Annotated in this window: 25 protein-coding genes and 2 tRNA genes; 18 read left to right on the forward strand and 9 right to left on the reverse strand. The window is 57.4% G+C overall.

Annotated features, from left to right (window positions below; all coding sequences use genetic code 11):
- On the forward strand, positions 1-227 hold a 227-nt coding region (locus tag MRX98_RS15165; protein ID WP_246911381.1), incomplete at its 5' end, for a hypothetical protein.
- A 260-nt stretch (positions 228-487) separates the two neighbouring features.
- Here the strand turns inward: MRX98_RS15165 and MRX98_RS15170 are convergent.
- Both MRX98_RS15170 and MRX98_RS22065 read right to left on the reverse strand, forming a co-directional pair.
- A complete protein-coding gene (locus MRX98_RS15170) occupies positions 488-763 on the reverse strand; it encodes a DUF2442 domain-containing protein (protein ID WP_246911384.1) in 276 nt (91 codons plus the stop codon).
- Complete coding sequence (locus tag MRX98_RS22065) at positions 744-980, reverse strand: DUF4160 domain-containing protein (RefSeq protein ID WP_281432373.1); 237 nt, start codon at positions 978-980, stop codon at positions 744-746. Before MRX98_RS22065 ends, MRX98_RS15170 begins: the two co-directional genes overlap by 20 nt.
- A 243-nt stretch (positions 981-1223) precedes the next feature.
- On the opposite strand from MRX98_RS22065, the gene MRX98_RS15175 reads away from it, so the two are divergent.
- The 10 genes from MRX98_RS15175 (at position 1224) to MRX98_RS15220 (ending at position 12592) form a co-directional block, all read left to right on the forward strand.
- Positions 1224-2228 (forward strand): transposase, encoded by a 1005-nt coding sequence (locus tag MRX98_RS15175; protein ID WP_246911393.1) that lies wholly within the window; start codon positions 1224-1226, stop codon positions 2226-2228.
- A 141-nt stretch (positions 2229-2369) separates the two neighbouring features.
- Positions 2370-2591, forward strand: a complete 222-nt coding sequence (locus MRX98_RS15180) for a ParD-like family protein (protein ID WP_246911396.1) — start codon at positions 2370-2372, stop codon at positions 2589-2591.
- Positions 2592-2597: 6 nt separating this feature from the next.
- Positions 2598-2879, forward strand: coding sequence for a type II toxin-antitoxin system RelE/ParE family toxin (locus MRX98_RS15185; RefSeq protein ID WP_246911399.1), 282 nt, complete (start codon positions 2598-2600; stop codon positions 2877-2879).
- A gap of 476 nt (positions 2880-3355) precedes the next feature.
- Complete coding sequence (locus MRX98_RS15190) at positions 3356-3829, forward strand: pilus assembly FimT family protein (RefSeq protein WP_281432374.1); 474 nt, start codon at positions 3356-3358, stop codon at positions 3827-3829.
- Positions 3830-3833: 4 nt separating this feature from the next.
- Positions 3834-4682 carry a PilW family protein gene (locus MRX98_RS15195; RefSeq protein WP_246911403.1) on the forward strand — a complete coding sequence of 283 codons (849 nt, stop codon included), beginning with the start codon at positions 3834-3836 and terminating at the stop codon, positions 4680-4682.
- A 55-nt stretch (positions 4683-4737) separates the two neighbouring features.
- Positions 4738-5145, forward strand: coding sequence for a prepilin-type N-terminal cleavage/methylation domain-containing protein (locus MRX98_RS15200; protein ID WP_246911406.1), 408 nt, complete (start codon positions 4738-4740; stop codon positions 5143-5145).
- Complete coding sequence (locus MRX98_RS15205; protein ID WP_246911409.1) at positions 5142-5696, forward strand: pilus assembly PilX family protein; 555 nt, start codon at positions 5142-5144, stop codon at positions 5694-5696. The genes MRX98_RS15200 and MRX98_RS15205 overlap by 4 nt, the downstream gene beginning before the upstream one ends.
- A gap of 38 nt (positions 5697-5734) precedes the next feature.
- A complete protein-coding gene (locus tag MRX98_RS15210) occupies positions 5735-7915 on the forward strand; it encodes a pilus assembly protein (protein ID WP_246911410.1) in 2181 nt (726 codons plus the stop codon).
- A gap of 456 nt (positions 7916-8371) precedes the next feature.
- Positions 8372-10702 (forward strand): hypothetical protein, encoded by a 2331-nt coding sequence (locus MRX98_RS15215; RefSeq protein ID WP_246911412.1) that lies wholly within the window; start codon positions 8372-8374, stop codon positions 10700-10702.
- Positions 10703-10780: 78 nt separating this feature from the next.
- Positions 10781-12592: a GspE/PulE family protein gene (locus MRX98_RS15220; protein ID WP_246911414.1), complete on the forward strand. Its 1812-nt coding sequence runs from the start codon at positions 10781-10783 to the stop codon at positions 12590-12592.
- Positions 12593-12859: 267 nt separating this feature from the next.
- On the opposite strand, the gene MRX98_RS15225 is transcribed toward MRX98_RS15220, so the two are convergent.
- From MRX98_RS15225 to MRX98_RS15245, 5 genes are all read right to left on the reverse strand, one after another.
- Positions 12860-13897, reverse strand: a complete 1038-nt coding sequence (locus tag MRX98_RS15225) for a LysM peptidoglycan-binding domain-containing protein (protein ID WP_246911416.1) — start codon at positions 13895-13897, stop codon at positions 12860-12862.
- 413 nt (positions 13898-14310) lie between these two features.
- A complete protein-coding gene (groL, locus tag MRX98_RS15230) occupies positions 14311-15963 on the reverse strand; it encodes a chaperonin GroEL (RefSeq protein ID WP_246911428.1) in 1653 nt (550 codons plus the stop codon).
- A gap of 38 nt (positions 15964-16001) precedes the next feature.
- The gene (groES, locus tag MRX98_RS15235; RefSeq protein WP_246911431.1) at positions 16002-16289 is read right to left on the reverse strand and encodes a co-chaperone GroES; all 288 of its coding nucleotides are present in this window, start codon (positions 16287-16289) and stop codon (positions 16002-16004) included.
- 295 nt (positions 16290-16584) lie between these two features.
- Positions 16585-16872: an FmdB family zinc ribbon protein gene (locus MRX98_RS15240; protein WP_246911433.1), complete on the reverse strand. Its 288-nt coding sequence runs from the start codon at positions 16870-16872 to the stop codon at positions 16585-16587.
- A 216-nt stretch (positions 16873-17088) separates the two neighbouring features.
- Positions 17089-17595 carry a hypothetical protein gene (locus tag MRX98_RS15245; protein WP_246911436.1) on the reverse strand — a complete coding sequence of 169 codons (507 nt, stop codon included), beginning with the start codon at positions 17593-17595 and terminating at the stop codon, positions 17089-17091.
- A gap of 158 nt (positions 17596-17753) precedes the next feature.
- Between MRX98_RS15245 and MRX98_RS15250 the strand changes: the two genes are divergently transcribed.
- The 5 genes from MRX98_RS15250 (at position 17754) to MRX98_RS15270 (ending at position 19346) form a co-directional block, all read left to right on the forward strand.
- On the forward strand, positions 17754-17852 hold the full coding sequence (locus tag MRX98_RS15250; RefSeq protein ID WP_073474648.1) for a 30S ribosomal protein bS22: 99 nt from the start codon (positions 17754-17756) through the stop codon (positions 17850-17852).
- A 91-nt stretch (positions 17853-17943) separates the two neighbouring features.
- Complete coding sequence (locus MRX98_RS15255) at positions 17944-18261, forward strand: DciA family protein (RefSeq protein ID WP_246911439.1); 318 nt, start codon at positions 17944-17946, stop codon at positions 18259-18261.
- Between the two features lie 4 nt (positions 18262-18265).
- Complete coding sequence (locus MRX98_RS15260) at positions 18266-19006, forward strand: tRNA1(Val) (adenine(37)-N6)-methyltransferase (protein WP_246911442.1); 741 nt, start codon at positions 18266-18268, stop codon at positions 19004-19006.
- A gap of 76 nt (positions 19007-19082) precedes the next feature.
- Positions 19083-19174: transfer RNA gene (locus MRX98_RS15265), tRNA-Ser, on the forward strand.
- Between the two features lie 78 nt (positions 19175-19252).
- Positions 19253-19346 (forward strand) — tRNA-Ser (locus MRX98_RS15270).
- Between the two features lie 2 nt (positions 19347-19348).
- Here MRX98_RS15270 and MRX98_RS15275 read toward each other — a convergent pair.
- Positions 19349-19492, reverse strand: coding sequence for a hypothetical protein (locus tag MRX98_RS15275; RefSeq protein ID WP_246911444.1), 144 nt, complete (start codon positions 19490-19492; stop codon positions 19349-19351).
- Positions 19493-19681: 189 nt separating this feature from the next.
- Positions 19682-19966: a helix-turn-helix domain-containing protein gene (locus MRX98_RS15280; RefSeq protein WP_246911447.1), complete on the reverse strand. Its 285-nt coding sequence runs from the start codon at positions 19964-19966 to the stop codon at positions 19682-19684.
- Positions 19967-20473: 507 nt separating this feature from the next.
- Between MRX98_RS15280 and dnaX the strand changes: the two genes are divergently transcribed.
- Positions 20474-22264, forward strand: a complete 1791-nt coding sequence (dnaX, locus tag MRX98_RS15285) for a DNA polymerase III subunit gamma/tau (protein ID WP_246911450.1) — start codon at positions 20474-20476, stop codon at positions 22262-22264.
- 135 nt (positions 22265-22399) lie between these two features.
- Entirely contained in the window at positions 22400-22711 is a 312-nt protein-coding gene (locus tag MRX98_RS15290; RefSeq protein WP_246911453.1) for a YbaB/EbfC family nucleoid-associated protein, read from the forward strand.
- Positions 22712-22716 lie beyond the last annotated feature (5 nt).

Raw genomic sequence — 22716 nt, forward strand, 5'->3', positions numbered from 1 at the left:
CGGTCAGGAGCTATCTTATTCATTTCCCTAATTGCACATGCCAGGATATTACGCCCGAAGTGCTCGATCTGGTGGGAAAAGATCAGAGGGTGAGCTGGCAATCGTTACGGACCGTGGACAGTCTCATTATCGCTTCCGGGCTTTACGCAGATGTCGATCTGTTTGTTTCCAACGACAGCCATTTCAAGCGATCCCTTCCATCATCGATGGTGTTGTCTCTGGAGTAATGTGAGCAGGGGGGTTCATATATTCAGGAAATTGCGTAAATAGGGGACGCGTAAATAGGGGACGGCGTAAATAGGGGACGTACGTCATATATTCATTTATTGTCCTCAAGTTTCACTTCTGATACAAATTGCATATGCCAAGAAAAGCCCGCATAGATGCGCCCGGCGCTTTGCACCATATTATTGTCAGGGGCATCGCCCGCCAAAAGATATTTGATGATGACGCGGACAGGGACGCCTTTCTGGAGAGACTTGTTTCACTACGCCACATGTGACATGGTGTTGCGGGGCGCAGGTGCACCTCGTAGCAACCCCTCGGTGCTTAAATCTTCATCGATGTCCGGCCAGTGGATACCGAAGCCGCCGCCGCAAACATGCCAGTTTTGGCGCTGCGCCGGAGAAGCGTGCAAAAGTCGGGGGTACCACGCCAACGGCACGCTGATCGTGCGGCCGTCCATTAAATCCACGCTTAAACTATCTTCGGTAAAATGCACGTCCTTGACCTGTTCGCCAGGTTTAATTTCCGAAGTTGTCATCCCAAGCCTCCAAAAGCCGCTTCTGATTGTCGAGAACCATTCTTTCTATGTGCCTCAATTCTCTTGCACTGAAACCAAGGTTGCGGGCCAAGCTCACGGGGTTCAGCCAGAACTTGCAGGATTGGTTGTCGCGATCAATGTGCACATGCGGCGGTTCGTTTGGTTCGTGACTGAAAAAGTATAACCGGTATGGGCCGGATCGTAAAATAACAGGCATTACTCTATCCGCCTCAACAGCATACCGCAATAGAGTTGACGGTCCCTACAGATTCTCGTCAATTGCCGGATTGATTTCAATGTCGCTAATTCCATTTTTGCACAAATATTTACACATGGTTGTGTGCGCGTCAAGATGTAGGTAGAGGGGGGCAACGTTGCGCTGATCTATAGCGGAAATTGGGGGACGTTCCACAGAAATTCAGTTTTTGCCATTGTGCCCCACTTTTGATACAAATTGCATATGCCAAGAAAAGCCCGCATAGATGCCCCCGGCGCCTTGCACCATATTATTGTCAGGGGCATCGCCCGCCAAAAAATATTTGATGATGATGCGGACAGGGACGCCTTTCTGGAAAGACTGGGGGCGATTATCCAGGAGAGCCACACCCAGTGCTACGCATGGGCGTTGATTCCGAATCATTTCCATTTGCTGTTGAAGACCGGGGCAACGCCCATCGCCACGGTGATGAAGCGTCTGTTGACCGGTTATGCTATGGGGTATAACCGCAGACACAAACGGTGCGGTCACCTTTTTCAGAACCGTTACAAATCCATTCTTTGCCAGGAGGACAGTTACCTTCTGGAATTGGTCCGATACATCCATTTGAACCCGCTGCGAGCGAGACTGGTAGCGGACATGGAGGCTTTGGATCGTTATCCTTATTGCGGCCACAGCGTTCTGATGGGGAAGGTCGAAGCAGAATGGCAGAATACGGATTATGTGGCCGGCTTGTTCGATGGGCAATTGTCGACGGCAAGAAGGATGTACCGTGATTTTGTGCAGAAAGGGATTGCCGATGGGAAGCGAGATGATCTGGTCGGTGGCGGGCTGATTCGAAGCGCCGGGGGATGGGCGACTGTCAAAGCGTTGCGCAAAGCCGATGCTTTGCAGAAGGGGGATGAGCGGATTCTGGGTGATGGCGATTTTGTCGAGCGTGTGCTTGCCGAGGCCGAGGAGACTCTCAAAAGAAAATACAAATCAGGGGCAAGCGGACTGAACCTCGATGACCTTGCCGGGCGGGCCGCGGAAATCATAGGCATCGATACCGATCAGATGTGGTCCGGGGGCAAACAAACCAAAACGGTGCAAGCGCGCCGTCTTTTGTGTTATTGGGCGACACATGAGCTTGGTATGTCGCAAGCGGCTTTGAGCAAGCGGTTGCAGTTGTCACCGTCGGCTATCAGCCTTGCCGTTGCGCGTGGGAGGGAGTTGGTCAAGAAGCACAAGTGGGTATTGCAAACTTGAATGACTGACGTACCCCCGTCCCATAAGCCCTCTAAACCCCTAAACCCTAAGTTAAGGGCGTCCTCACGTCCCGACTCCGTCAGATGTTGCAATTCGCAACATTATGTTGTATATTTGTAGCAAATCATTGGAGGTGCGACTATGACAACAACGGCCGTCAGGGTGTCTGAAGATTTGGTCAAAAAGGCTAAAATTTATAGTAAAATTGACAAAAGGTCAGTGACGGGTCAGATTGAATATTGGGCTACGATTGGGAAATGCGCTGAGGAAAATCCTGATCTCACATACAGTATGATCAAGGATATACTTGTTGGCCTTTCCGAGTTAGAGCAGGGTGAATTCTCCGAATACGATTTTGGATAATGGCGAATGAAGGTTATTCAATCTCGATCCTTTGCGCAACAGGTAAAGAAATTAAATCCTGCACAAAAGACGGCGCTTGATAAGCAGGTAAGGATAATATTGGAACGTCCCAATATGGGTGAAGAGAAAAAGGGGGATCTAAGCGAAGTATATGTGCATAAATTCAAACTGAAAGCCACTCAGTACCTTTTGGCCTACCGTTTTAACGAAGAACAACTTGAGCTGATCATGATAGGCCCACATCAAAATTATTATAGAGATTTGAAGAAATACCTTAAAATGAGGTAAGCGGTATGCGGGGGTGAGCGGGGACGCCCTTAACTTTTTAACTTTCGCAGGCACATAAATAAATGACTGCCAATAAAATAGAGCGAAAGTTTAAAAGTTAAGGGAGTCCCCGCCTCGTTCAAATTTTGCTTGACCCTTTTTTCAGGTTGTTTTATAGGGGTTTCGTTCCAATCGATATCATTTGTGGTTGAATCTGTTTTGGTTCAGATTTCCAAAATGGCGGTTATTCAGAATGTTTGCGTGACCGCTTGATCAGTTCGGATCTGTATTGCCCCACCTTCCTGAGCGAATCTGTAATTCTCCAATACGATTAATGGTTTGAATCTATTTGAACGCGGTGGTTCGGTTGATTGCGCCTGTGCGATGCCGCTTTTGTGGTCGGATCGCGGTGGGTGCAGTCGTTGGAGGCATTGGTTCGCCGCAACGGTAGAAGTAATGGCTTCCTGGTGAAAAAGTGCTTCGGGGGAGAAGGGAAGATGCGTGGGCATCCAGGCTTTACTATACTAGAGGCATTGGTTGTGATTGCGATTATGGCGATCATGACATTGTCGGTGCCGGCTTTCCATGGCTGGTTCAAGGGGCAGGGGGTCGGTTTGTCGGTGCGGCAAGTGCGGGTTGATTTGCAGCAGGCGCGCATGGCGGCCATCAAACAGCGGCAGGTGTGTGCGGTGCGCTTTCATGCACCGGCTGCGGGGCAGTACACCAACATTCTTACCAAGAGGGTGGGATGCTTGTCGGGGTATCGCGGAGGGGTGCGTTTTCTGGCAAGCGGGCCGGATGGGCGGTCGATGGTGTCGGAGGTGGGGTTCAATCGCCAGGGGATGTCCACTGCGGCGGTGGCGCGGGACATTTTTTTGGCGGATGGCGAGATGACTTCCATCTACCGGGTGCGGGTGACGGGGCCGGGGAGTGTGCAGGTGCATCGGTGGGTGGATGGGCAGTGGCGGTAGACGCATGAAGGACGGTTTTAGCCTGGTTGAGGTGCTCATTGCCATGGTGGTGGGCGCGGTGGCGTTGGGGGCGGTGTACGGCGTGTATGCCACCCAGTTGCGCGGGTATCGGCATCACCAGGTGTTGTTGGATTTGCAGCAGCAGTTGCGGGGGGCTTCGGTGGTGATGGCGCAGCAGGTGCGCATGGCCGGGTTCGATCCCGAAGGCAGTGGCGCCTTCGGGGTGACCGATGTGCGGCGCTACAGTGTGAAGGGGACCGGTCCGGATCCGGAGGGGCAGCCGGCATTATTCTACAATTTTGATCTGGATGAGGACGGTGTGCCGGATCCGCGCAATGGCTTTCGCAACCGGGAACACTGCAACTTCAGGGTGCGCCGGATCGCAGGTGAGGGGCGTTGGGTGCTGGCCTGGGACAACGGCATGGGGCGTCATCCCGTGGCGGAGCGGATTCGCATGCTGGGGTTGGCCTATGCGGTGGATGCGGATGGCGACGGGGTGTTGGATCGCTGGCGGGGCGGGCCGCACTTGACCTGGGCGGTGGATACCACCAACGACAATTTTTTGGACACCCATTTGGACGTGAACAATGACGGTGTGATCGATCGGCGGGATTTTCCCGAGGGTGCGGATCGCATTGACGGTGCGGCGGGCACGGCCATCGAGCCGCCCATTCCGGTGGATCGCATCCGCGCGGTGCGCATCTGGCTGCTCGCGGAGAGTGCTGCGCCGGTGAAGGGTCATGTGGACCTTGGTGTTCATGTGGTAGGGGATCGCCTGGTGCGCGGGACGGGGGACGGGCATTTGCGACGGGTGGTGGAGAAGACGGTGGTGTGTCGGAATTGGCAGCGGTGAGTGTGCCGGGGTAATTTTTTTCACGAAGTACAGGCCTTGATGAGAAGTACTTGCGATGATGATGGATATTCGCGGTGTAACTTTGATCGAGATTATGATCGCCTTGTTTGTGTTCACCGTGGGTGTGCTGGCGGTGGCTTCCATGCAGGGGGTGGGCATGGCGGGGATTGCCAAGGCACGTCTGGGCCACGCTTACTCCCTTGCGGCAGGGGCGCATATCGAAAAGCTGTTGAGCATGCCTTTCGACGATCCTCTGCTGGTTGATGAAGATGACGGCTTCCATCCAGAAACGCCGGATCATGGCCCATTTTCAGTGGCGGACGGAAACGGTCGCCTTGCCTGGGAGATCGCGGACGATGAGCCGATACCGGGCGGGAAGCGCATCCGAGTCATGGTGACGGCCCAAGGGCGTGGCGGAGCGCCGCTGGTCTTCACATACGATTACGTGAAGGTGCGGGAATGAGTCTGGATGATCGCCTTTCGGTTGTCGCGCCCGGGACCGATCCCGGGGAGGCGGGGGTGGTGTTGGTGGTGACGCTGCTGGTGCTGCTGGCCATCACCATTCTCGGGGTTGCGGCGCTTCAGACGACCACGGCGGAACTGCATATCGCACGCAACGAGCGTGAGGTGGGGCAGAGTTTCTATACTGCCGAGGCGGCGGTCATGGAAGGGGTGGGGCGGTTGCGCCATATGGCGGCGGAAGCATCCACGCGGATCGACTTGGTTGAACAGGTCGCCGATTGGCACCATGGACGACGGGATGTTGCAGTGTCCGGTTTCCGCGATCCGGGTGTATGGAGGTTCGACACAGCCGACAAGGATGTGCCGATGAACTGTGTGCCGTCGCGGGTCGACCCGGAGAGCTTCGTGGCTGCCGTTGAGTGGCGCGTGGCGCCCGGTGGATCCTTGGTGATGACTGATGGATCCCGGCTGTACGAGAACCGGGTGTACGGCCTGTCGACCAAATTCGGCGCGCTTCACCTGGTGGAGGTGGGATACTGTCTGCGCTATTAGGGGGGGGCGCGATTGTTTGAGAGAGAGCAGGTGATTGAATGAGGGTTCGGCTTTTTGGGGTTGGTTCGTTCTGGGTTACCGTCGTGCTGTTGTGGGGCCTGCCGGCGCTTGCGGTGGAACTCAGCGATGTGCCTTTGGATGGGGTGGCAGGGTCGACGGCGACCGAAGGGATGGTGAGCGGGCAGGCCTTGTCCGAAGACGGGGAGACGGTTTTTCAGACCCGTTACTGGCCCGGGACGTGGCATGGGGATGTGTTGGCATTTGCCGGCAATCCGGTGACGGGCCAGGTAGACACCGATCCGGGCAAGGCAATCTGGCGGGCATCGGACGGTTTTCAACAGGTGGGTGTCGATTACGAAACCCGGCGAGTGGTGACATATGGCGGGATTTGGCCGACGCCGCAAGGAGCGCCGTTCCGGTACGATCAATTGTCCGAGGATCAGAAACGTTTGCTGGGGTGGGATGGTGTGGCCGATTCGGAAGCGGCCCAGAACGTTCGAGATCTGGTGGATTATCTGCGAGGGGCCACCATGGATACCATGGATGGGTGGCGCGACCGTAGGGGCGTTTTGGGCGACATGGTCAATTCTGCCCCGGTGGTGGCGGGCAACACCCTGTTTGTCGGCGCCAACGACGGTATGCTGCACGCCTTCGATATCCGCACGGGTCATGAGCGCTTCGCCTATGTGCCCCATCAGGTGTTCGGCCACTTGAAGGCCTTGGCCGCGCCGGACTATGCCGACGATCACCGATTTTACGTGGACGGACCGCTCTCCGTGGGGGAGGTGGTGGTCGATACCGATCAGCGGATGACCTACCTGGTGGGCGGCCTCGGCAAAGGGGGGCGCGGCTATTTCTGCTTGCGCATCGGCGATCGGCGGCGGCAGGTGACGGAAGACGAATACGGCGTCTATGAGCCCGTCTTTCACGTGGACGCCATCGCAAACGATTGGGATGAAGAGCACATTGCCGAGGTGGTTCGTTGGTCGTATCCGCCGCCCCTGCCGTCGGATCATGGCACCACCGGTGGTGGCCAAGAATGGGTGGCGATACCACCCATGGTGGTGGCCGATGCAGACATGGGCTACAGCTACGGCCAGGCATACGCGGTCAACGCCAATGCACCGGAAGGCCTTCATCGCCCGGTGGTGATTTTCGGCAACGGCTACAACAGCCCAAATGGTCGGGCGGTGCTCTATGTACTTGATGCCGCAGACGGCACGCTGATCCGCAAGATCGACACCGGCGCGGGTATCGACAACGGGCTCTCCACACCGGCCCTTGTGGATGTCAACCTGGACCGGCGGGTGGATTATGTCTATGCGGGCGATCTGCGGGGCAATTTGTGGAAGTTCGACCTAACCGACGAGAATCCTGAACACTGGGGGATGGCCCATGGTGCCGCGGCGAGGGGCGACCAAGGCCGGTCCGTGCCGCTGTTTCGGGCCGTCGGCCAGCCGATAACGGCACGGCCGGACGTGATGGCCGTGCATGGCGGCTGTCTGCCCGGCGCCTCGGGCGGCTATCTGGTGGTTTTCGGCACCGGCCGCTTCCTTGGCCTGTCCGATCGTAAGGATCGCCGTCAACAGAGCCTCTACGGCATCTGGGATGCGGGGACGGCCATGGAACCCTTGGGTTGGTTGAGGCGACGCCATGACGGGCGCCTTTCCGGGGGTCGGCAGTTGATCCGCCGCGAGGTAGTGGCGAACGACGCCACGGATGACGGGGCGGCGCGTCGATTGAGTGGGTGGTCCATGGACATGGCCGCTGCGGCGGCCGCGGGCCGCAGCAATCGCGACAGCGATGAAAAACCGACCTTGCCGGTGGTAGCCGGTTGGTTTTTCGACTTTCCCGTACCTACACCCTCACAAGCCTACGCCGCCGAACGGGTGGTTGAGGCGGTCGCCATTCGAGGCGGCAAGGCCGTGGTGGCCTCTCTCGTTCCGAGCCGATCCCCGGACACCCAACCCGATTACACTTGGCTCAATATTCTGCACATGTGCGGCGGCGATATGACAGAAAACGAATGCACGGCCGACGCCATGCTATCGTCCCGGCGGTTCGAGGGGCGGCTCAAGCGATTGCCGACCATCCTGAAGACGGCTGCGGACCCGCGCCTGGATTGGGTCATTCTCCACGACGCCGCCGGACGGTTGATACGGCTGCCGTTTCAGGGGGAGATTTGGGGGCGAACCTTTTGGCGGCAGGATGGGAGATAGTGTTAAGTTTGGGCCCTGGCGGGCCAGTTTTGGGCCCTGGCGGGCCAGTTTAAAGTTTAAAGTTTAAAGTTTTAAGTTAATGAATTCTATCTATTTTATACGGGTGGATCAGGTCTGCCTGGGCACGGCACGCCGTGGCCCTACGATGCACGAAAAAACCAATCTGCTTGACAACACCCAAACATCTAATATCGATAGAATTCCTTGCTTTAAACTTTAAACTTTCAACTTTAAACCCAATTTCCCTCCAAACGCCAAAATCTCCCACTGTCGAGTTTTGATCTGAATTGACACAGCCGGTGCTTTTCATTATAGAAGATAGTGTCGATGGTGGCATGGATCGCACCTTCGAAACGATCTCGAGGCTTTGCGGCAGGGGGGTATTCCTTTCCATTTTCTGCCGCGACACTGCCCAAACGAACGATACAATCGGATTCAAGGCAAGGTGCTCCGGACGTGACTGCAATGGATGTTCCACCCGCATTGCCGCCCAAGGAGGCCGATCCGCGGAACAACGGTTCCCAAGGGGTCGGTTTCGATCCGTGGCGGATTCTATTAATGGAATTGGTCCATTTGCTGGGCCTCTTCTTCACCCACGCCCGTCACGCCCGCAAGGCGCGGGCCACGGCGGTGTTTTTCAATCAAATCATTCACCGCTTACACATTCTGGAGCGGATGCCGGGCCATGAAGGCGGGCTGATCATTCGGCGCATCGGACAAAATGTTGACGCACCCATTCAGCGGCCCGACTACCATGTTTTGTTCGGCGACATCGCTTTTTGCGGCGGTGCGGCTTTGGAGGGACGGTGCAGCGCTGCGGCCAAGGGACCGGCCCATTTGTTGCGGTCCCTGGAGCAAGCCTTTGCCTGTTTGAATGACCAGGGTATTCATGCCTTCTATCTGCAGATTCCGCCCAACACACCGGACGCCGTTGACCGACTGCAGCTGGCGCTCAATATCGTGGCGCGTTTCAACCAGGCCGTGGAAAACGGTGCGTCCATCACCTTCCGCTATTTCGGACGTGCCTTGACCGTGCCCTTGGTCCGCGACAATCATGGGCGTCCGGATCCCAATCTGACCTTGGTAGCCGGTCTCAATGGTTTGTCGGCCATCAACATGCGTCAATTGATGCAGCAGGCGGAGGCCTTTCGCCGTATGGCCGCCATCGGCGGCCAGGACAAGGCGAAAGACCCTTACAACACCATCTTCGGCGTGCGCAATTTGCGTTCCCAGCTGATCAAACCGTTGGTGGAAATCAACAACTTGCCGTGGATGCCTTCCGATGTCGGCGGCTCGGATGCGGTGCAGCGGTTGGCCGAAGGTGGATCAGCGGAGAACGATCAGTCGTCCGGCGGCGATTTGGCGGACGAGAGTGTGATTCAATTGACGGATCCCGTGGCGTTCGGCGCGGGAGAGGCCTTGGACCCCCTGGGACTCGATCTTTCGCCCCAATACCTTGCCCTGCATCTGGGCGACGCCCTTCCGGATGTCAAGGCGGCGATGGCCCATCTGTTCGATGATGATTTCGGCGCGCTTGCACCCGATGGAGTGGTCAAGCGCTTGGGCGGCATCAGCCGATTGTTGCAAGACTTGGCCCGCCACGTGGAAGACCCGCTGCTGATAGAGCGGGTGATCGCCTTTCTCTACCGGCGCTTGGAGCAGTTACCCGAGGCTTTGGTGGCCGGCATGGTGGTCCAGCGGCAAGGGGTCACGATCGATCACCAAGGCCGCACCCTGATGGTGGGGATGGTGCACCCGAGGGTGTTGGAGTTGATCCTGTCAATCCGGGAGGCCAGGGCGGTGCGGCGCAAAATGGCCGTCGTCGATGAATGGGCAACAGGGGGAAGGGATCCGGATTCGGAAAAGTTGGCTGATCTTTTTCGATTGTCTTCCGCCGATTGTGCAACACTCATTTTGGCCCTCAACGGCTGCTTCGGCGATGATGATCGGTTTGTCAGTTCCCGGTTCGTGCAGCAAATGGACAGGCTGTCCCCATATTCGATCCAGGCATTTGAAATCCTATGGTGTCTGTTACGGCGCACGCCCGCGTTGCGTGATCGGCTCATCCTGCTAAGTGCCATAGTATTGCTGATACAGCGTTTGCATGATTTGAAGGGCGCGACGGGTTTTCTGCTCGCCGATTTTTTACCGACGCAGCCTTTGATTTCCACGTCCCCATATTACGCCTTCAGGCTGATCAACGGCATGCTCCATGCACGCCAAAACAGGTGGACGGGCAACGACAGTATCACCCCCGAAGAGGTGCTCGATGGGCACGATGGCGTGGATGATGCATTACAACGGCACATCGTATGGCGTCTGGGCATCGATCGGGTGCGGCTGTCCGGCCATTTTACCGCCATTCGCCGGAAATTGCGTGAACAGATTCAGGCCGCAAACCCGATGGCATACAGTGAGGAGATGGACCCTTCCACCCTGCTGGCCCTGGAACGGGAAGGCTTGGTGCTGATGGCCCTGGTGGGCGGCGAGGCGGCCCGGGCGGTGTTGCACGGCGCGCTGGAATTTTACGGCGACCCCCATGGTCCGATTTACCAATCCCGCATGGACACCCGTTTTCTGGCTGATTTAATGGACCATCTGCGCATTGTGCTCAAGGCCATGACCCGTGTGGGGCGTCCCGAGGACTTGACGCGGCTCAAGGCGCTGGAGCAGTCCGCCGCACTTCTCATGACGTTGGACACCGATCCCGCCCACAAGCGGCGCGTCAAAAAAACACTGGCGTGGGTCGCCCCGGCCATCCGGGCCATCCAGGTTCAAATGCAGTGATGGGCTTGAAGGGAATGGACAGCGATGAACCCTGGTCGCAAAGTGAATAACAAACGAGAACCGCAAGGTATGGCGAGTATGGCCGGCAACCCTTTCCAGGCGGAAGAGGTTTGCCGGATTCTGGTCCGGAACAAGGTGCTGGCGGTGTCCAGCGCCCAGGAGATTTTGCGGAAGCAACACGGATTGGTTCAGAAACTGGAACGTATTCGTGAGAAGAAGTATGCACAGGTGCCGGCGTCGGAAGCCATCAGCAATCCCGTCACCATTGTCGATGTGATCGCCTCGCTGAAGCTGAGCCGGCTGGACAACCCCGGGCTGCCGCTGGACGAAGAGACCGTCTTCAAATACCTGGCAGGCCACTGGCAGATGCCCTTTTTCCGGCTCGATCCCTTGAAGCTGGATTTGAATGTGGTCACCAGCACCATACCCCGCACCTTCGCCATGAAACATCTAGTGGTGCCGGTGGCGGTGGAAGATGGCGTGCTGACCGTTGCCATGCCCAACCCCTTCGACGAGGAAGTGCTGCACGATATCACCATGGCCAGCAAAATGAGGGTCGAAGCCGTGGTGAGTCCCAAGTCGGACATCATCAAACTGATCAACGAGTTTTTCGGGTTTAAGCGCTCCATTGTGGCCGCCCAGGACCAATTCGGTGGGATCGGGGTGGATTTGGGCAACCTGGAGCAGTATGTGCGTTTGCGCTCCGCCGATGAACTGCCGGCCAATGATCAGCACATCGTCAATGCGGTGGACCACCTGTTCATCTATGCTTTCGATCAGAAGGCCAGCGATATTCACATCGAACCCAAACGGGAACTCACCTTGGTGCGGATGCGCATCGACGGCGTGCTGCACACGGTCTACAAACTGCCGCGGGCGGTCCATTCGGCCATCGTCAGCCGCATCAAGAATCTGGCGCGAATGGACATGGCCGAAAAGCGCCGTCCGCAGGACGGTCGCATAAAAACGGACAAAGGGGACGTGGAGGTGGAGATTCGGGTCTCCACCGTGCCGGTGGCCTTCGGCGAGAAGATGGTGATGCGGATCATGGATCCCGACATTCTCTTCCGCGACCTGGCGCAGTTGGGGTTTTCGCCGTTGGACCTGGAACGCTATCAGAACGTGATTTCCATGCCCCACGGTATATTGCTGGTCTGCGGCCCCACCGGCAGCGGCAAGTCCACCACGCTGTACTCCACCCTGAAGCGGATCGACAGTCCGGGGATCAACATCACCACGGTGGAAGAGCCCATCGAGATGGTGCACGAGAGTTTCAACCAGATCGCCGTGCAAACCCAGATCGGGGTGACCTTCGGATCGGTGCTGCGCAACATCCTGCGCCAGGACCCGGATGTGATCATGATCGGCGAGATGCGCGACCTGGAAACCGCCGAGAACGCCACCCAGGCCGCCCTGACCGGTCACCTGGTGCTCTCCACCCTGCACACCAACGATGCGCCGTCCGCCATCATGCGACTGCTGGACCTGGGACTGCCCCACTTCCTGATCCAGGCCACCCTGGTGGGCGTACTTTCCCAACGGTTGGTGCGAAAGATCTGCAACTACTGCAAGGTGTCCTATGAGATCAGCGGCGATGAACTGCGCACGGCTGGTTTGGACGTGGGGCGTGACGGTTCGTTGACGCTCGCCCGCGGCCGCGGCTGCGAAAAGTGCCGGGGCACCGGCTATTTAGGGCGCACCTGCGTCGTGGAGATGATGCCCTTCACCGAATCTCTGCGCCGGATGACCACCGAAGGCGCCGACGTGGCCCTCATCCGCGCCAAAGCACGCGAAGAGGGCATGCGCACCCTGCGCGAAAGCGCCATCGAAAAACTCCTCGAAGGCATCACCACCCACGAAGAAGTGCTAAGGGTCACCTGGGAGCACTAACTCCAACCCACCCCAAATAAAAGTGCCGCGGGCAAACCACCCGCGGCACCAAACCACAACACAACCAACCCCATCCCAAAAATCCATACCCACAAACAATCAAAACAACAACCAAAACCCCAACCGCTCGTGCTCCCAACCCACTAAAATCGATAAAATTCCTTGCTTTAAACTTTAAACTTTCAACTTTAAACTATCTTTTTCCAACCCCTTACAAAACTCACAAGACGCTATCAACCAACCAAACCTGAATAACGCAATCAAAGTTTACGGCGCAAGCACCAAATGCCCCGCTTCTATGGTCCGCTTGCTCGCGTTGATCAGCACCGTGGCGGTGTTCTTTTCGGCGCGCAATACCACGAGGGATCCGATGTTGACCGGCGCCAGGGTCGCGCCGCGTCCGAGTGCGCGCGTAGTGGGTTCATCGAAGATATCATAGACTTGTCCGGGCACGATGCGATCATCGGCGCCCTTGTCGATGAAAGCAACGAAGTGATCGCCCATGATGCGGGTTTGTTCTTCACCGGCGATGATGCGTGCTTCGATACCGGTGGTGCTTTCCACCACGGCCATCTCGGGAGGGAGGGGCTCGTAGGGCATGAGCAAGTCGCCGACGCCGATGGCACGGAACGACTCCACCACCTTGCCGGTAACATATCCTTCTTCTTGTTTGACAACCTCCACGATGCCCAGCAGGTAGTGCTGTTCGCCGTAGGCGCGCTGGGCGTCGCGATCATTGTTGGGCCGCTTGGTCTGGTAGACAGTGAAACGGGTGCCGGGCAGGAAGGCGTTTTGTTGCCCGCTTTCCGGATGGCGGATGTAGACCAGGTCCTCTTCGCCGATCAGCTTGCGGTCGTCAAAGCTCTTGAAGATGACGCCCACGGGCTGCACCGACGGCTTGCGGATGAAACCGACACGGTCGATGAAGGGGTAAACGAAATCCACGGCCGGCGGGGCGGCGGCTTCTTCGCGGGTTTCCGGCGGTGCCGCAATGGTCGTTTCGGTGTGATGCTGGTCTGATTTTCGGAAAAGCCGAATGCGTTCGCCTGGATAAATCCAATGAGGATTGGGTATTTGCTGATTCTCCCGCCACAGGTCGGGCCACTGCCAGGGGGAGTCGCTGAAGCGTTGCGACAGATCCCACAAGGTGTCCCCTTCTTGGACGGTGTAATAGAAACCGGCTTCGTACTGCACATCCTGACTGATTCGATTTTCGGCCGCCACGGCTTGGCCGGTGGTCATAAGGGCCCATCCCAAAAAGAGTAACAGGCTTACCAAAACCGGGCGTTGCATCTTGCTTTTCATTGGCCAGATCCCCATCGATTGGTGTTTACGATTCATGTACGATTACTTTGTTATTGATTTCAGTACCCTGGTTCACGGTCCATTGTCAAGTTTTCTATGCCGCTGAAAACTTATGCAAAATTCGCGCCTGAAAGATTTACGGTGGCCGTTTTTTGTACGGGTCGGGGTATGAAGCAAATGAAGGGCACCCTCAGGATAAACGCTGCAATGGGCCGAGGACTTTGGGTGGTGTGGGTTGGGCGGCCCGGATTGTCGGATGTCCTTGCCGACTGGACACAGAAGTGTCCAAGTGTATATGCGGCTGCAATTCCGGGAAAGAAAAAACCCCCCGTGTCCCTAAGGACGCGGGGGGTTTGGAGTGTCTTGGAACGAATGCGCGGTCGGTACCGCGCGGGCTGGGAAGCCGGCGGAGATTACATCATGCCGCCCATGCCGCCCATGCCGCCCATACCGCCCATGCCGCCGCCGCCCGGCATCGGATCGGCTTTCTCTTCGGGCTTCTCGGCGATCATGGCCTCGGTGGTCAACATCAGGGAGGCGACACTGCCGGCATTCTGCAGCGCAAAGCGTACCACCTTGGTGGGGTCGATCACACCGGCTTCGATCAAGTCTTCGTAGGTATTGGTTTCGGCGTTGTAGCCGAAGGAACCTTCCGCATTCTTGACTTTGTCGATCACCACGGAGCCTTCAAAACCGGCATTGTTGGCGATCTGGCGCAGCGGCTCTTCGATGGCACGCATCACCACCTTGACGCCCAGCTTCTGGTCCGCCTTGATCTTGAGTTTCTCCAGGGCGGCCAGGGTGCGCACCAGGGCCACGCCGCCGCCGGGGACGATGCCTTCTTCCACGGCCGCGCGGGTGGCGTTGAGTGCATCTTCCACGCGGGCTTTCTTTTCCTTCATTTCGGTTTCGGTGAATGCGCCCACATTGATCACGGCCACGCCGCCGATCAGTTTGGCCAACCGTTCCTGCAGTTTTTCACGGTCATAGTCGGAGGTGGTTTCTTCGATCTGGGCCCGGATCTGCTTCACACGACCCTCCAGTGCACTGCGGGCGCCGGCGCCGTCGACGATGGTGGTGTTGTCCTTGTCGATGGAAATGCGTTTGGCCTTGCCCAGGTCGTTGAGCGTCAGGTTCTCCAACTTGATGCCCAAGTCTTCGGACACCACCTGGCCGCCGGTCAGAATGGCGATGTCTTCCAACATGGCTTTGCGGCGATCACCGAAGCCCGGCGCCTTGACGGCGGCCACTTGCAGGGTGCCGCGCAGTTTGTTGACCACCAGGGTGGCCAACGCTTCGCCGTCCACATCCTCGGCAATGATCACCAAAGGTTTGCCCATTTTGGCCACCTGCTCCAGCACCGGCAGCAGGTCTTTCATGTTGCTGACCTTTTTCTCGTTGATCAGAATGTAGGGATCTTCCAGGGAGCAGACCATCTTCTCGGGATCGGTGACAAAGTAAGGGGAAAGGTAGCCGCGATCGAACTGCATGCCTTCGACCACTTCCAGGGTGGTTTCCATGGATTTGGCTTCTTCGACGGTGATGACCCCTTCCTTGCCCACTTTGTTCATGGCCTCGGCGATGATGTTGCCGATGGTCTCGTCGTTGTTGGCGGAAATGGTGCCGACCTGGGCGATTTCGCGCTGATCCTTTGTCGGCTTGCTCATTTTGTGCAGCTCTTTGACGGCCGCTTCGACGGCCTTTTCGATACCGCGTTTGATGGCCATGGGATTGTTGCCGGCAGCCACCAGCTTCTGGCCCTCTTCGTAAATGGCGCGCGCCAGAACGGTGGCGGTGGTGGTGCCGTCACCGGCCATGTCACTGGTCTTGCTGGCCACTTCCTTGACCATCTGCGCGCCCATGTTCTCGAACTTGTCTTCCAGTTCGATTTCCTTGGCCACGGTCACGCCGTCCTTGGTGACGGTGGGGGAGCCCCAGGATTTATCGATCACCACGTTGCGGCCTTTGGGACCAAGGGTGACCACAACGGCATCGGCCAGTGTCTTGACGCCTTTGAGCATCGCTTCGCGGGCTTTCATGTCATACTTGATGATTTTCGAACTCATTGGATATCCTCCATTACTTCTCGTTGTGGTTGAGTTGATTAGCCTATGATGCCAAGAACGTCGTCTTCACGCATGATCAAGTACTCTTGGCCTTCAATTTTGACTTCGGTGCCGGAGTACTTGCCGAACAGAATCCGGTCGCCGGTCTTGATCTCGAGGGGGATGCGCTTGCCGTCATCGCCCACTTTGCCGTTGCCGACGGCGATTACCTTGCCTTCGGCCGGCTTCTCTTTGGCCGTGTCGGGAATGATGATGCCGCCCTTGGTGGTGGTCTCTTCCTCAACCCTTTGAACGAGAATGCGGTCCTGCAGTGGTCTGAGTTTCATTGTTCTGCGTCTCCTTTTGAATTACATCGTGATTTCTATAAAGGGCTTTTACGCAAATGCCCTGCTGATTGGCATTGGTTACAGTGCGTCAATCCGTTGTCTGAATCAGGTCACCTCCCTTCGTCCGGTATCCGGTCGGATCGGCACTGATGGCTTGTGATGGAACCCATCGTGAGAGAAGGTAAGGGCGCTTCATCTTTACAAACGTGCGTCATCATCTGGCAATTCCCCTACGCAGGTGGTCTGCCGGTTCTCTTTCACCACAGCCTCGCCCATTCCATTGCCTGTTCACAGATCAGGCATCGTTGCCGCTTTTGGGTGAATCGGCGGATTTGGCTTCGCCGGCGGATTTGCTGCTGGTGGATGTTTCGGTGTCACCGGGCGAGCTGTCCGGTTTTTTCGATTTGCCGGCATAGTCTGTGACGTACCAGCCGGACCCTTTCAGGTGAAATGCGCTTTGGGAGATGAGTTTGTGCAGTTTTCCCGAACATTGTGTGCATTTGTTCAATGGTTTTTCAGAGATTTTCTGCAGCACTTCCAACACCGCGCCGCAATGTTCGCATTGGTACTCGTAGATCGGCATTTTCTAAAAAACCTCCTTGTGCACGATTTCTATAATCAGCGGGGGCACACACGTTGATCTCAAATGCATTCGGGAAGTGCATTCTCGCCGTTTCCGGTCGTTTCGGCGGATGTTGCATCCTTCCGCCCGAACCGGCGTTTGAGCCCTCCGTTTCAAAAATTTGGCAAAATATAGGGTGGGTTTTTTTATTGTCAAGCATCGCAATTCAATAAAAATTCAATGGGCGTTCAGGTCCTCGAGGGGTGTTCGCCAGCGCTCATAATAAGCGATTACAGGTTCGATGCCGTCCATGCGTACCGGGGTCACGATCTGATGGGTGATGGCGTGCACGCGGTGCTCTTCGGCCAGTTTTTCGGCGGCCGTGGCGTCGAAGCTTTGCAGAAACTTGCTGAACCGTACGATATGCACCAGCTCATGACAGATGATATACAGTGCGAAGGGCAGGAGAGCCAGATCCGTGTTGCTTTGCAAGGCATTGAGAATGGCGTGATCCTGCAGGCACACCTTGTAGAAGTCGTACACCTCCGAACCGAGCTCGGAACCCTTGCGTTGCCCTTCATAGCGAATGATCTGCGCAAAAGGGCCGTCCACGATCTCGTGGGGATTGAGTTCCGCCAGGGTCTTGACATCGTAGCGGCGGTGCAACCATTGGCTGGCCGACATCTTATAATGATTGCTGACCAGCTCTTCGGACAAGGTCACCGCCTGATTGATGAGCGGCAATTGACCCCTGCCGAAGGTCGGTCTATGATATTTGGAACCCATGGCGCGCCCATAGCATACAAAGCAGGGCATATCAAATCGAAATAGCTGTGGACATTCCCATGGGACCGATGATATAGACGCCGGATTGATCTCCGTAAATGAAAGGGGGTGAGCCATTGGGCAGTGTCATCAAAAAACGCCGGAAAAAGATGAGAAAGCACAAACATCGCAAGCTGCTGGCGCGCACGCGTCACCAGCGGAGAAAGGGCAAATAATGTTTGCCGCGATTTCGCATAACGGCATGCCATAAGCACCTTCGGCGGGCATTATCCACGGGGGTGCTTTTTTCTTGGCGAAAGGGGGCACATGGCCGCAAAGCGGATTCAGCGCAAACAGTTCGTGCCCATCGGCAACGTGCTCGAAACAGTGCTGCGCAAGTACCGTCCGGCTACCGATGCGTCCTTGCTCAAGGTTTGGGAGGTGTGGCCGCAGGCCGTCGGACCGATGATCGTCGACCATGCCAAACCGGCGGCCTTCAAAGGCGACCTGCTGTTGGTGCACGTTGACGCCTCCACTTGGCTGCACCACCTCTCCATCCATGAACAGGAGTTGTGCCGCAAGATCAATCACCTGCTTGGCGGTGACCGCGTCAAGCGGATCAAATTCAAGATCGGTCCCCTCTGAATCCATGGTCGAGCAGACCAGCGATACCTTTTTCAACGGCCGGATGGTCGTACACCAGATGCGCAACGGTTACCGCTTCTCCATCGATGCGGTTCTGCTGGCCGCCACCGTTGTGCCCAAACCGGGCGAACGGCTGCTGGACCTGGGCACCGGCTGCGGCATCATCCCCTTGATCATCGCTTTTCGCTATCCGACGGTGCATATCAGCGCCGTTGAAGTGCAGGACCAATTGGCAGACCTGGCACACGCCAACTTCCGTGCCAACCACTTGCAAGAGCGCATTCGGTTGATCCGCGGCGACCTGCGCCGGCTCCGCCCGCCGGCCGACGAAGCCCCCTTCGACTGGGTGATGTGCAACCCCCCATACCGGCCACCCGGCAGCGGCAGAACCAACCCGAACAGCCAAAAAGCCCTGGCGCGCCACGAAATTCTCGTAGACATCGCCCAGGTAATCAGTACCGCCAAACGCATGCTGCGCAGCGGCGGCCGTTTCGCCGCCATCTTTCCAGCTGTCCGCACCGTGGATCTGTTGCACCGAATGCGCCTTGCCCGCATCGAACCCAAGTGGCTGCAAACAGTGCACTCCCGCGAAGGGGAACCGGCAAGGCTGATCCTGGTACACGGCATCAACGCCGCCCGCCCGGGGATCGAATGGGGGGCACCATTGGTGATCTACGATGAAAAGGGCGATTACACGCCGGTGGTGGCAAGGATGTTTGAATCGACTGCGGAATCACTGAAATGACCGATAAGCGATTGACAGGGTAGACCAAACAAGGTATTGACGCTGTTTTGAAAGCGCATGCGGCCCTTTGGGTTCCGGAGAGGTTGCCGAGTGGCTGAAGGCCCCGCTCTCGAAAAGCGGTATCCCGTTTACCCGGGATCGTGGGTTCGAATCCCACCCTCTCCGCCATTTCACCGGTAACTCGAACCGCGCACAAGTACCATCGAGATCCGGACCGCCCCGCATGCGACGCGTCAAAAGACAAACGGAGAGATGTCCGAGCTGGCCGAAGGAGCACGACTGGAAATCGTGTGTGCTGTTAATAGCGGCACCGAGGGTTCGAATCCCTCTCTCTCCGCCATTTCATGCCTTAAGTACCTGAAAAACATTCAAATAAAAAAGAACCCGCCGCGTACCAACAAAAGCACCCACATCATCAAAATGGTAGGCGCCCAGGTCGCCGACCACCCCCATTGTCGCTGCCGCCGGGGTCGGTAGCTTGGTCATGGGGCGGCATTGGCGCTCGTTTGCGGGGGGGCTGTACGCCATGGCGCACATTCTCAACAACCACAGCGGCATCCATAAGTTGGTAACTTGTTCGGCGTGCCATATCCCACCGATCCCGGCAGTAGGCTATGCCACAAAAAAAGGGCCACCCGGTGATGGGCGGCCCCTGGTGACGGTCGGTGGTACGTTTTACAAAAAAACCTTGTGGGAAATGTTCAGCGCCATGCCAAGCTTCTTGGCAATGGTCACACCAATCGGCCTTTTGCCGCGTTCCATCTCCGAAATATGTCCTTGCGGAATGTTCGCCCGTTCAGAAAGCTGTTTTTGCGTCAAACCTTCCTTGGCGCGGGCACCCCTCAAAACCGTTGCCGGAAGTTCAGCATCGTTCACCTGAAGCGCCTTGCGCCATTCCAGGCTTCCCCGGCCATCCTCCCCCACCGAATCAATACGGGGCTTTTTCGTGAGTGCCAACATAAATCACCTCCGCGGTTACGCTATCTTTGTCCACCGTCCAAAGGGCAACATAGGTCGGGCTTCCCTTTTTCAAATGGCAATGGAAGCAAGCATTCTGTTTCAACGGTCCATAATTGTGCCAATTGCTTCTATATGGCCCCTTCAATTCAATCTCTCGAATTAGGGCAATCAAGGCGTCAAGCACCTTTTTAGGCAGCTTTCCTAAGCGCTTTGCGACGCTTGGCTTAATCTCGACGCCCCATTTCATTCTTTGAGGATATACCAATAATGGTATATGTCAAGCGAAAACCGCCCCACCAAATGCGCCCCTATCATAACGATGCCGACCCGGCCCATGGTCCGGTATACCTTCACTTAACACTGAAAAACGCTCTCCATCATTCCTTGCACCCACCCACCATGTGCGGTATAAGAACCGGACAGTTGCGGATCGAGCGGTAATGAACCCAGATGCACTATAAGATCCGGAAAGCCGCGGATTGAGCGGCAATGAACAGTGGAAGACCCATGAGCTACCTCGTACTCGCGCGCAAATATCGCCCCCAGATCTTCGACGAAGTGGTGGGGCAGGGCCATGTGACCCGTACGCTGGTGAACGCCATCGAGGCCGGCCGTGTGGCCCACGCACTGCTGTTCACCGGTCCCAGGGGAACGGGTAAAACCACGGTGGCGCGCATTGTGGCCAAGGCCATGAATTGCGAGCAGGGTCCGACGCCGACACCCTGCAACGTTTGCCGTTCCTGCCTGGAGATCACCGCCGGGCATGCATCCGATGTTTTCGAGATCGATGGCGCATCCAACAACAGCGTCGACCAGGTGCGTGAGCTGCGGGAAAATCTCAAGTACATGCCGGCCCACAGCCGTTACAAGATCTATATCATCGACGAAGTGCACATGCTGACCCTGGCGGCTTTCAACGCGTTGCTCAAGACGTTGGAGGAGCCGCCGTCCCATGTGCTGTTCATGTTCGCCACCACCGAGCCGCACAAGATTCCGGTTACGATCCTGTCCAGGTGCCAACGCCATGATTTGCGGCGCATCGATACGGCGGCCATCATCGCACAGATGCAGTCCCTGTGCGACAGCGAGGAAGTGCCCATCGACCAGGCCGGTCTTGCCTTAATCGCCCAGGAGGCCGCCGGCAGCATGCGCGACGGGCTCAGCCTGTTGGACCATGTGCTGTCCTGCGCCGAGGGCGAGGTGACCGCCGATTTGGTGGCCGACCTGCTGGGCGCCGTCGATCACAATCACCTTTTCGAGCTTTCGGAGGCGGTTTTCGCCCGCGATATTCAAGGCGTGTTGGAGAAGATCGATACGATCTGGCGCCTGGGGCTGGAGATGAAACGGTTTTACGCCGACCTGACGGCCCATTTTCACCGCCTGATGATGGTGGCCATGGGGGATCGCACCGGTCAACTGGTCGATCTTCCCGATCAAGCGGTCCGTCACATGCGCCGGCAGGTGGCCTCCGTATCCAATCCCTTTTTACTGCAGGTCCTCGATCTGTTGTTCCAGGCCGAACCGGCCATCAAATTTTCCACCCAACCGCGGTTGGCCATGGAGATGGTGTTCCTGAAGCTGTTTCAGACACCGCCGGCCCTGGCCATCGACACCCTGATCGAGCGCTTGGACCAATTGCGCACTTCCGGCGCTGCTGCGTCGCCGGTAGCGCCGCAAGGCGGCGGCCAAGTGGTCAAAACGCCGGCGCTACCTGCAAATTCTTCAGCGACGGCGGCGGGCGGCGGCGCCGGGCCGGCGTCGCAAGCCGCTGCAGCAGAGAACGCCATTCCGCGTCACGAGGCGCCCGAGACGGCCGAGGCGTCCGAGACGCCCGAGACGCCCGAGGCGCCTGCGGTGGACACCGCCCGCCCATCGGGCACCCTTCCCACGCCGGCCGCAGATGCGCCTGCCCTGGACACGCAAGCCCTGTGGGAGAATGCCTTGGAGGCGGTCGAACAGGAGAAGCCGTCCCTCGGGGCGCTGCTCAAACGGTGTCGAATCGTGGCGCTTGAGGAAGGCCGCCTGACCATGGAAGTGGACGGCAATGCGTTCGCCGTTAAGAGCATCCAGAAACACCATGTCTTCCTGGAGGCGTTGTTTTGCCGTCTTGCCCGGCGTACCACGACGCTTGAGGTGATCGCCAATACGCGGGATGCGGCCGAGAAGCAGAAGGAGCGCGAGGTCGCCGAAAAGCGCAGGCAGGCGGCCTTGGATCATCCCCTGGTGATGGAGGCGATGGAACTGTTCGGCGGCAAGGTGATCGACGTGAAGGTGGAGAGCGGTCCCCCGGAAAAATGAGGGGTGCTGTAACGTGAATGAAAATTCCCCCCGGAAAGCACCGGCCAAGGCGGCCACGCCTGCCGGCCGGTGATGGAAGGGGGCGCGCTTTTAAACAAGGCACAAGGCATTGAGCCGATAAAGGAGGTTGCGGATATGAAGGGCATGGGCAACATGATGAAACAGGCGCAGAAGCTGCAGTCAAAGATGATGAAGCTGCAGGAGGAGTTGGCGGACAAGACCGTGGAGACCAGCGCCGGCGGCGGCATGGTCCGCGTGGTGGCCAACGGACGCCAGCAAGTTGTCTCCATTGCCATCGACAAGGAAGTGGTCGATCCGGAAGATGTGGAGATGCTGCAGGACCTGGTGCTGGCGGCGGTCAACGATGCTTTGGCCAAGGCCCAGGAGATGGTGGCGGCCGAGATGGGCAAACTGACGGGCGGTTTCACCGTGCCCGGAATGATGTAGGCGAA

Source organism: Desulfatitalea alkaliphila (assembly GCF_022968795.1).
Lineage (GTDB): Bacteria > Desulfobacterota > Desulfobacteria > Desulfobacterales > Desulfosarcinaceae > Desulfatitalea > Desulfatitalea alkaliphila.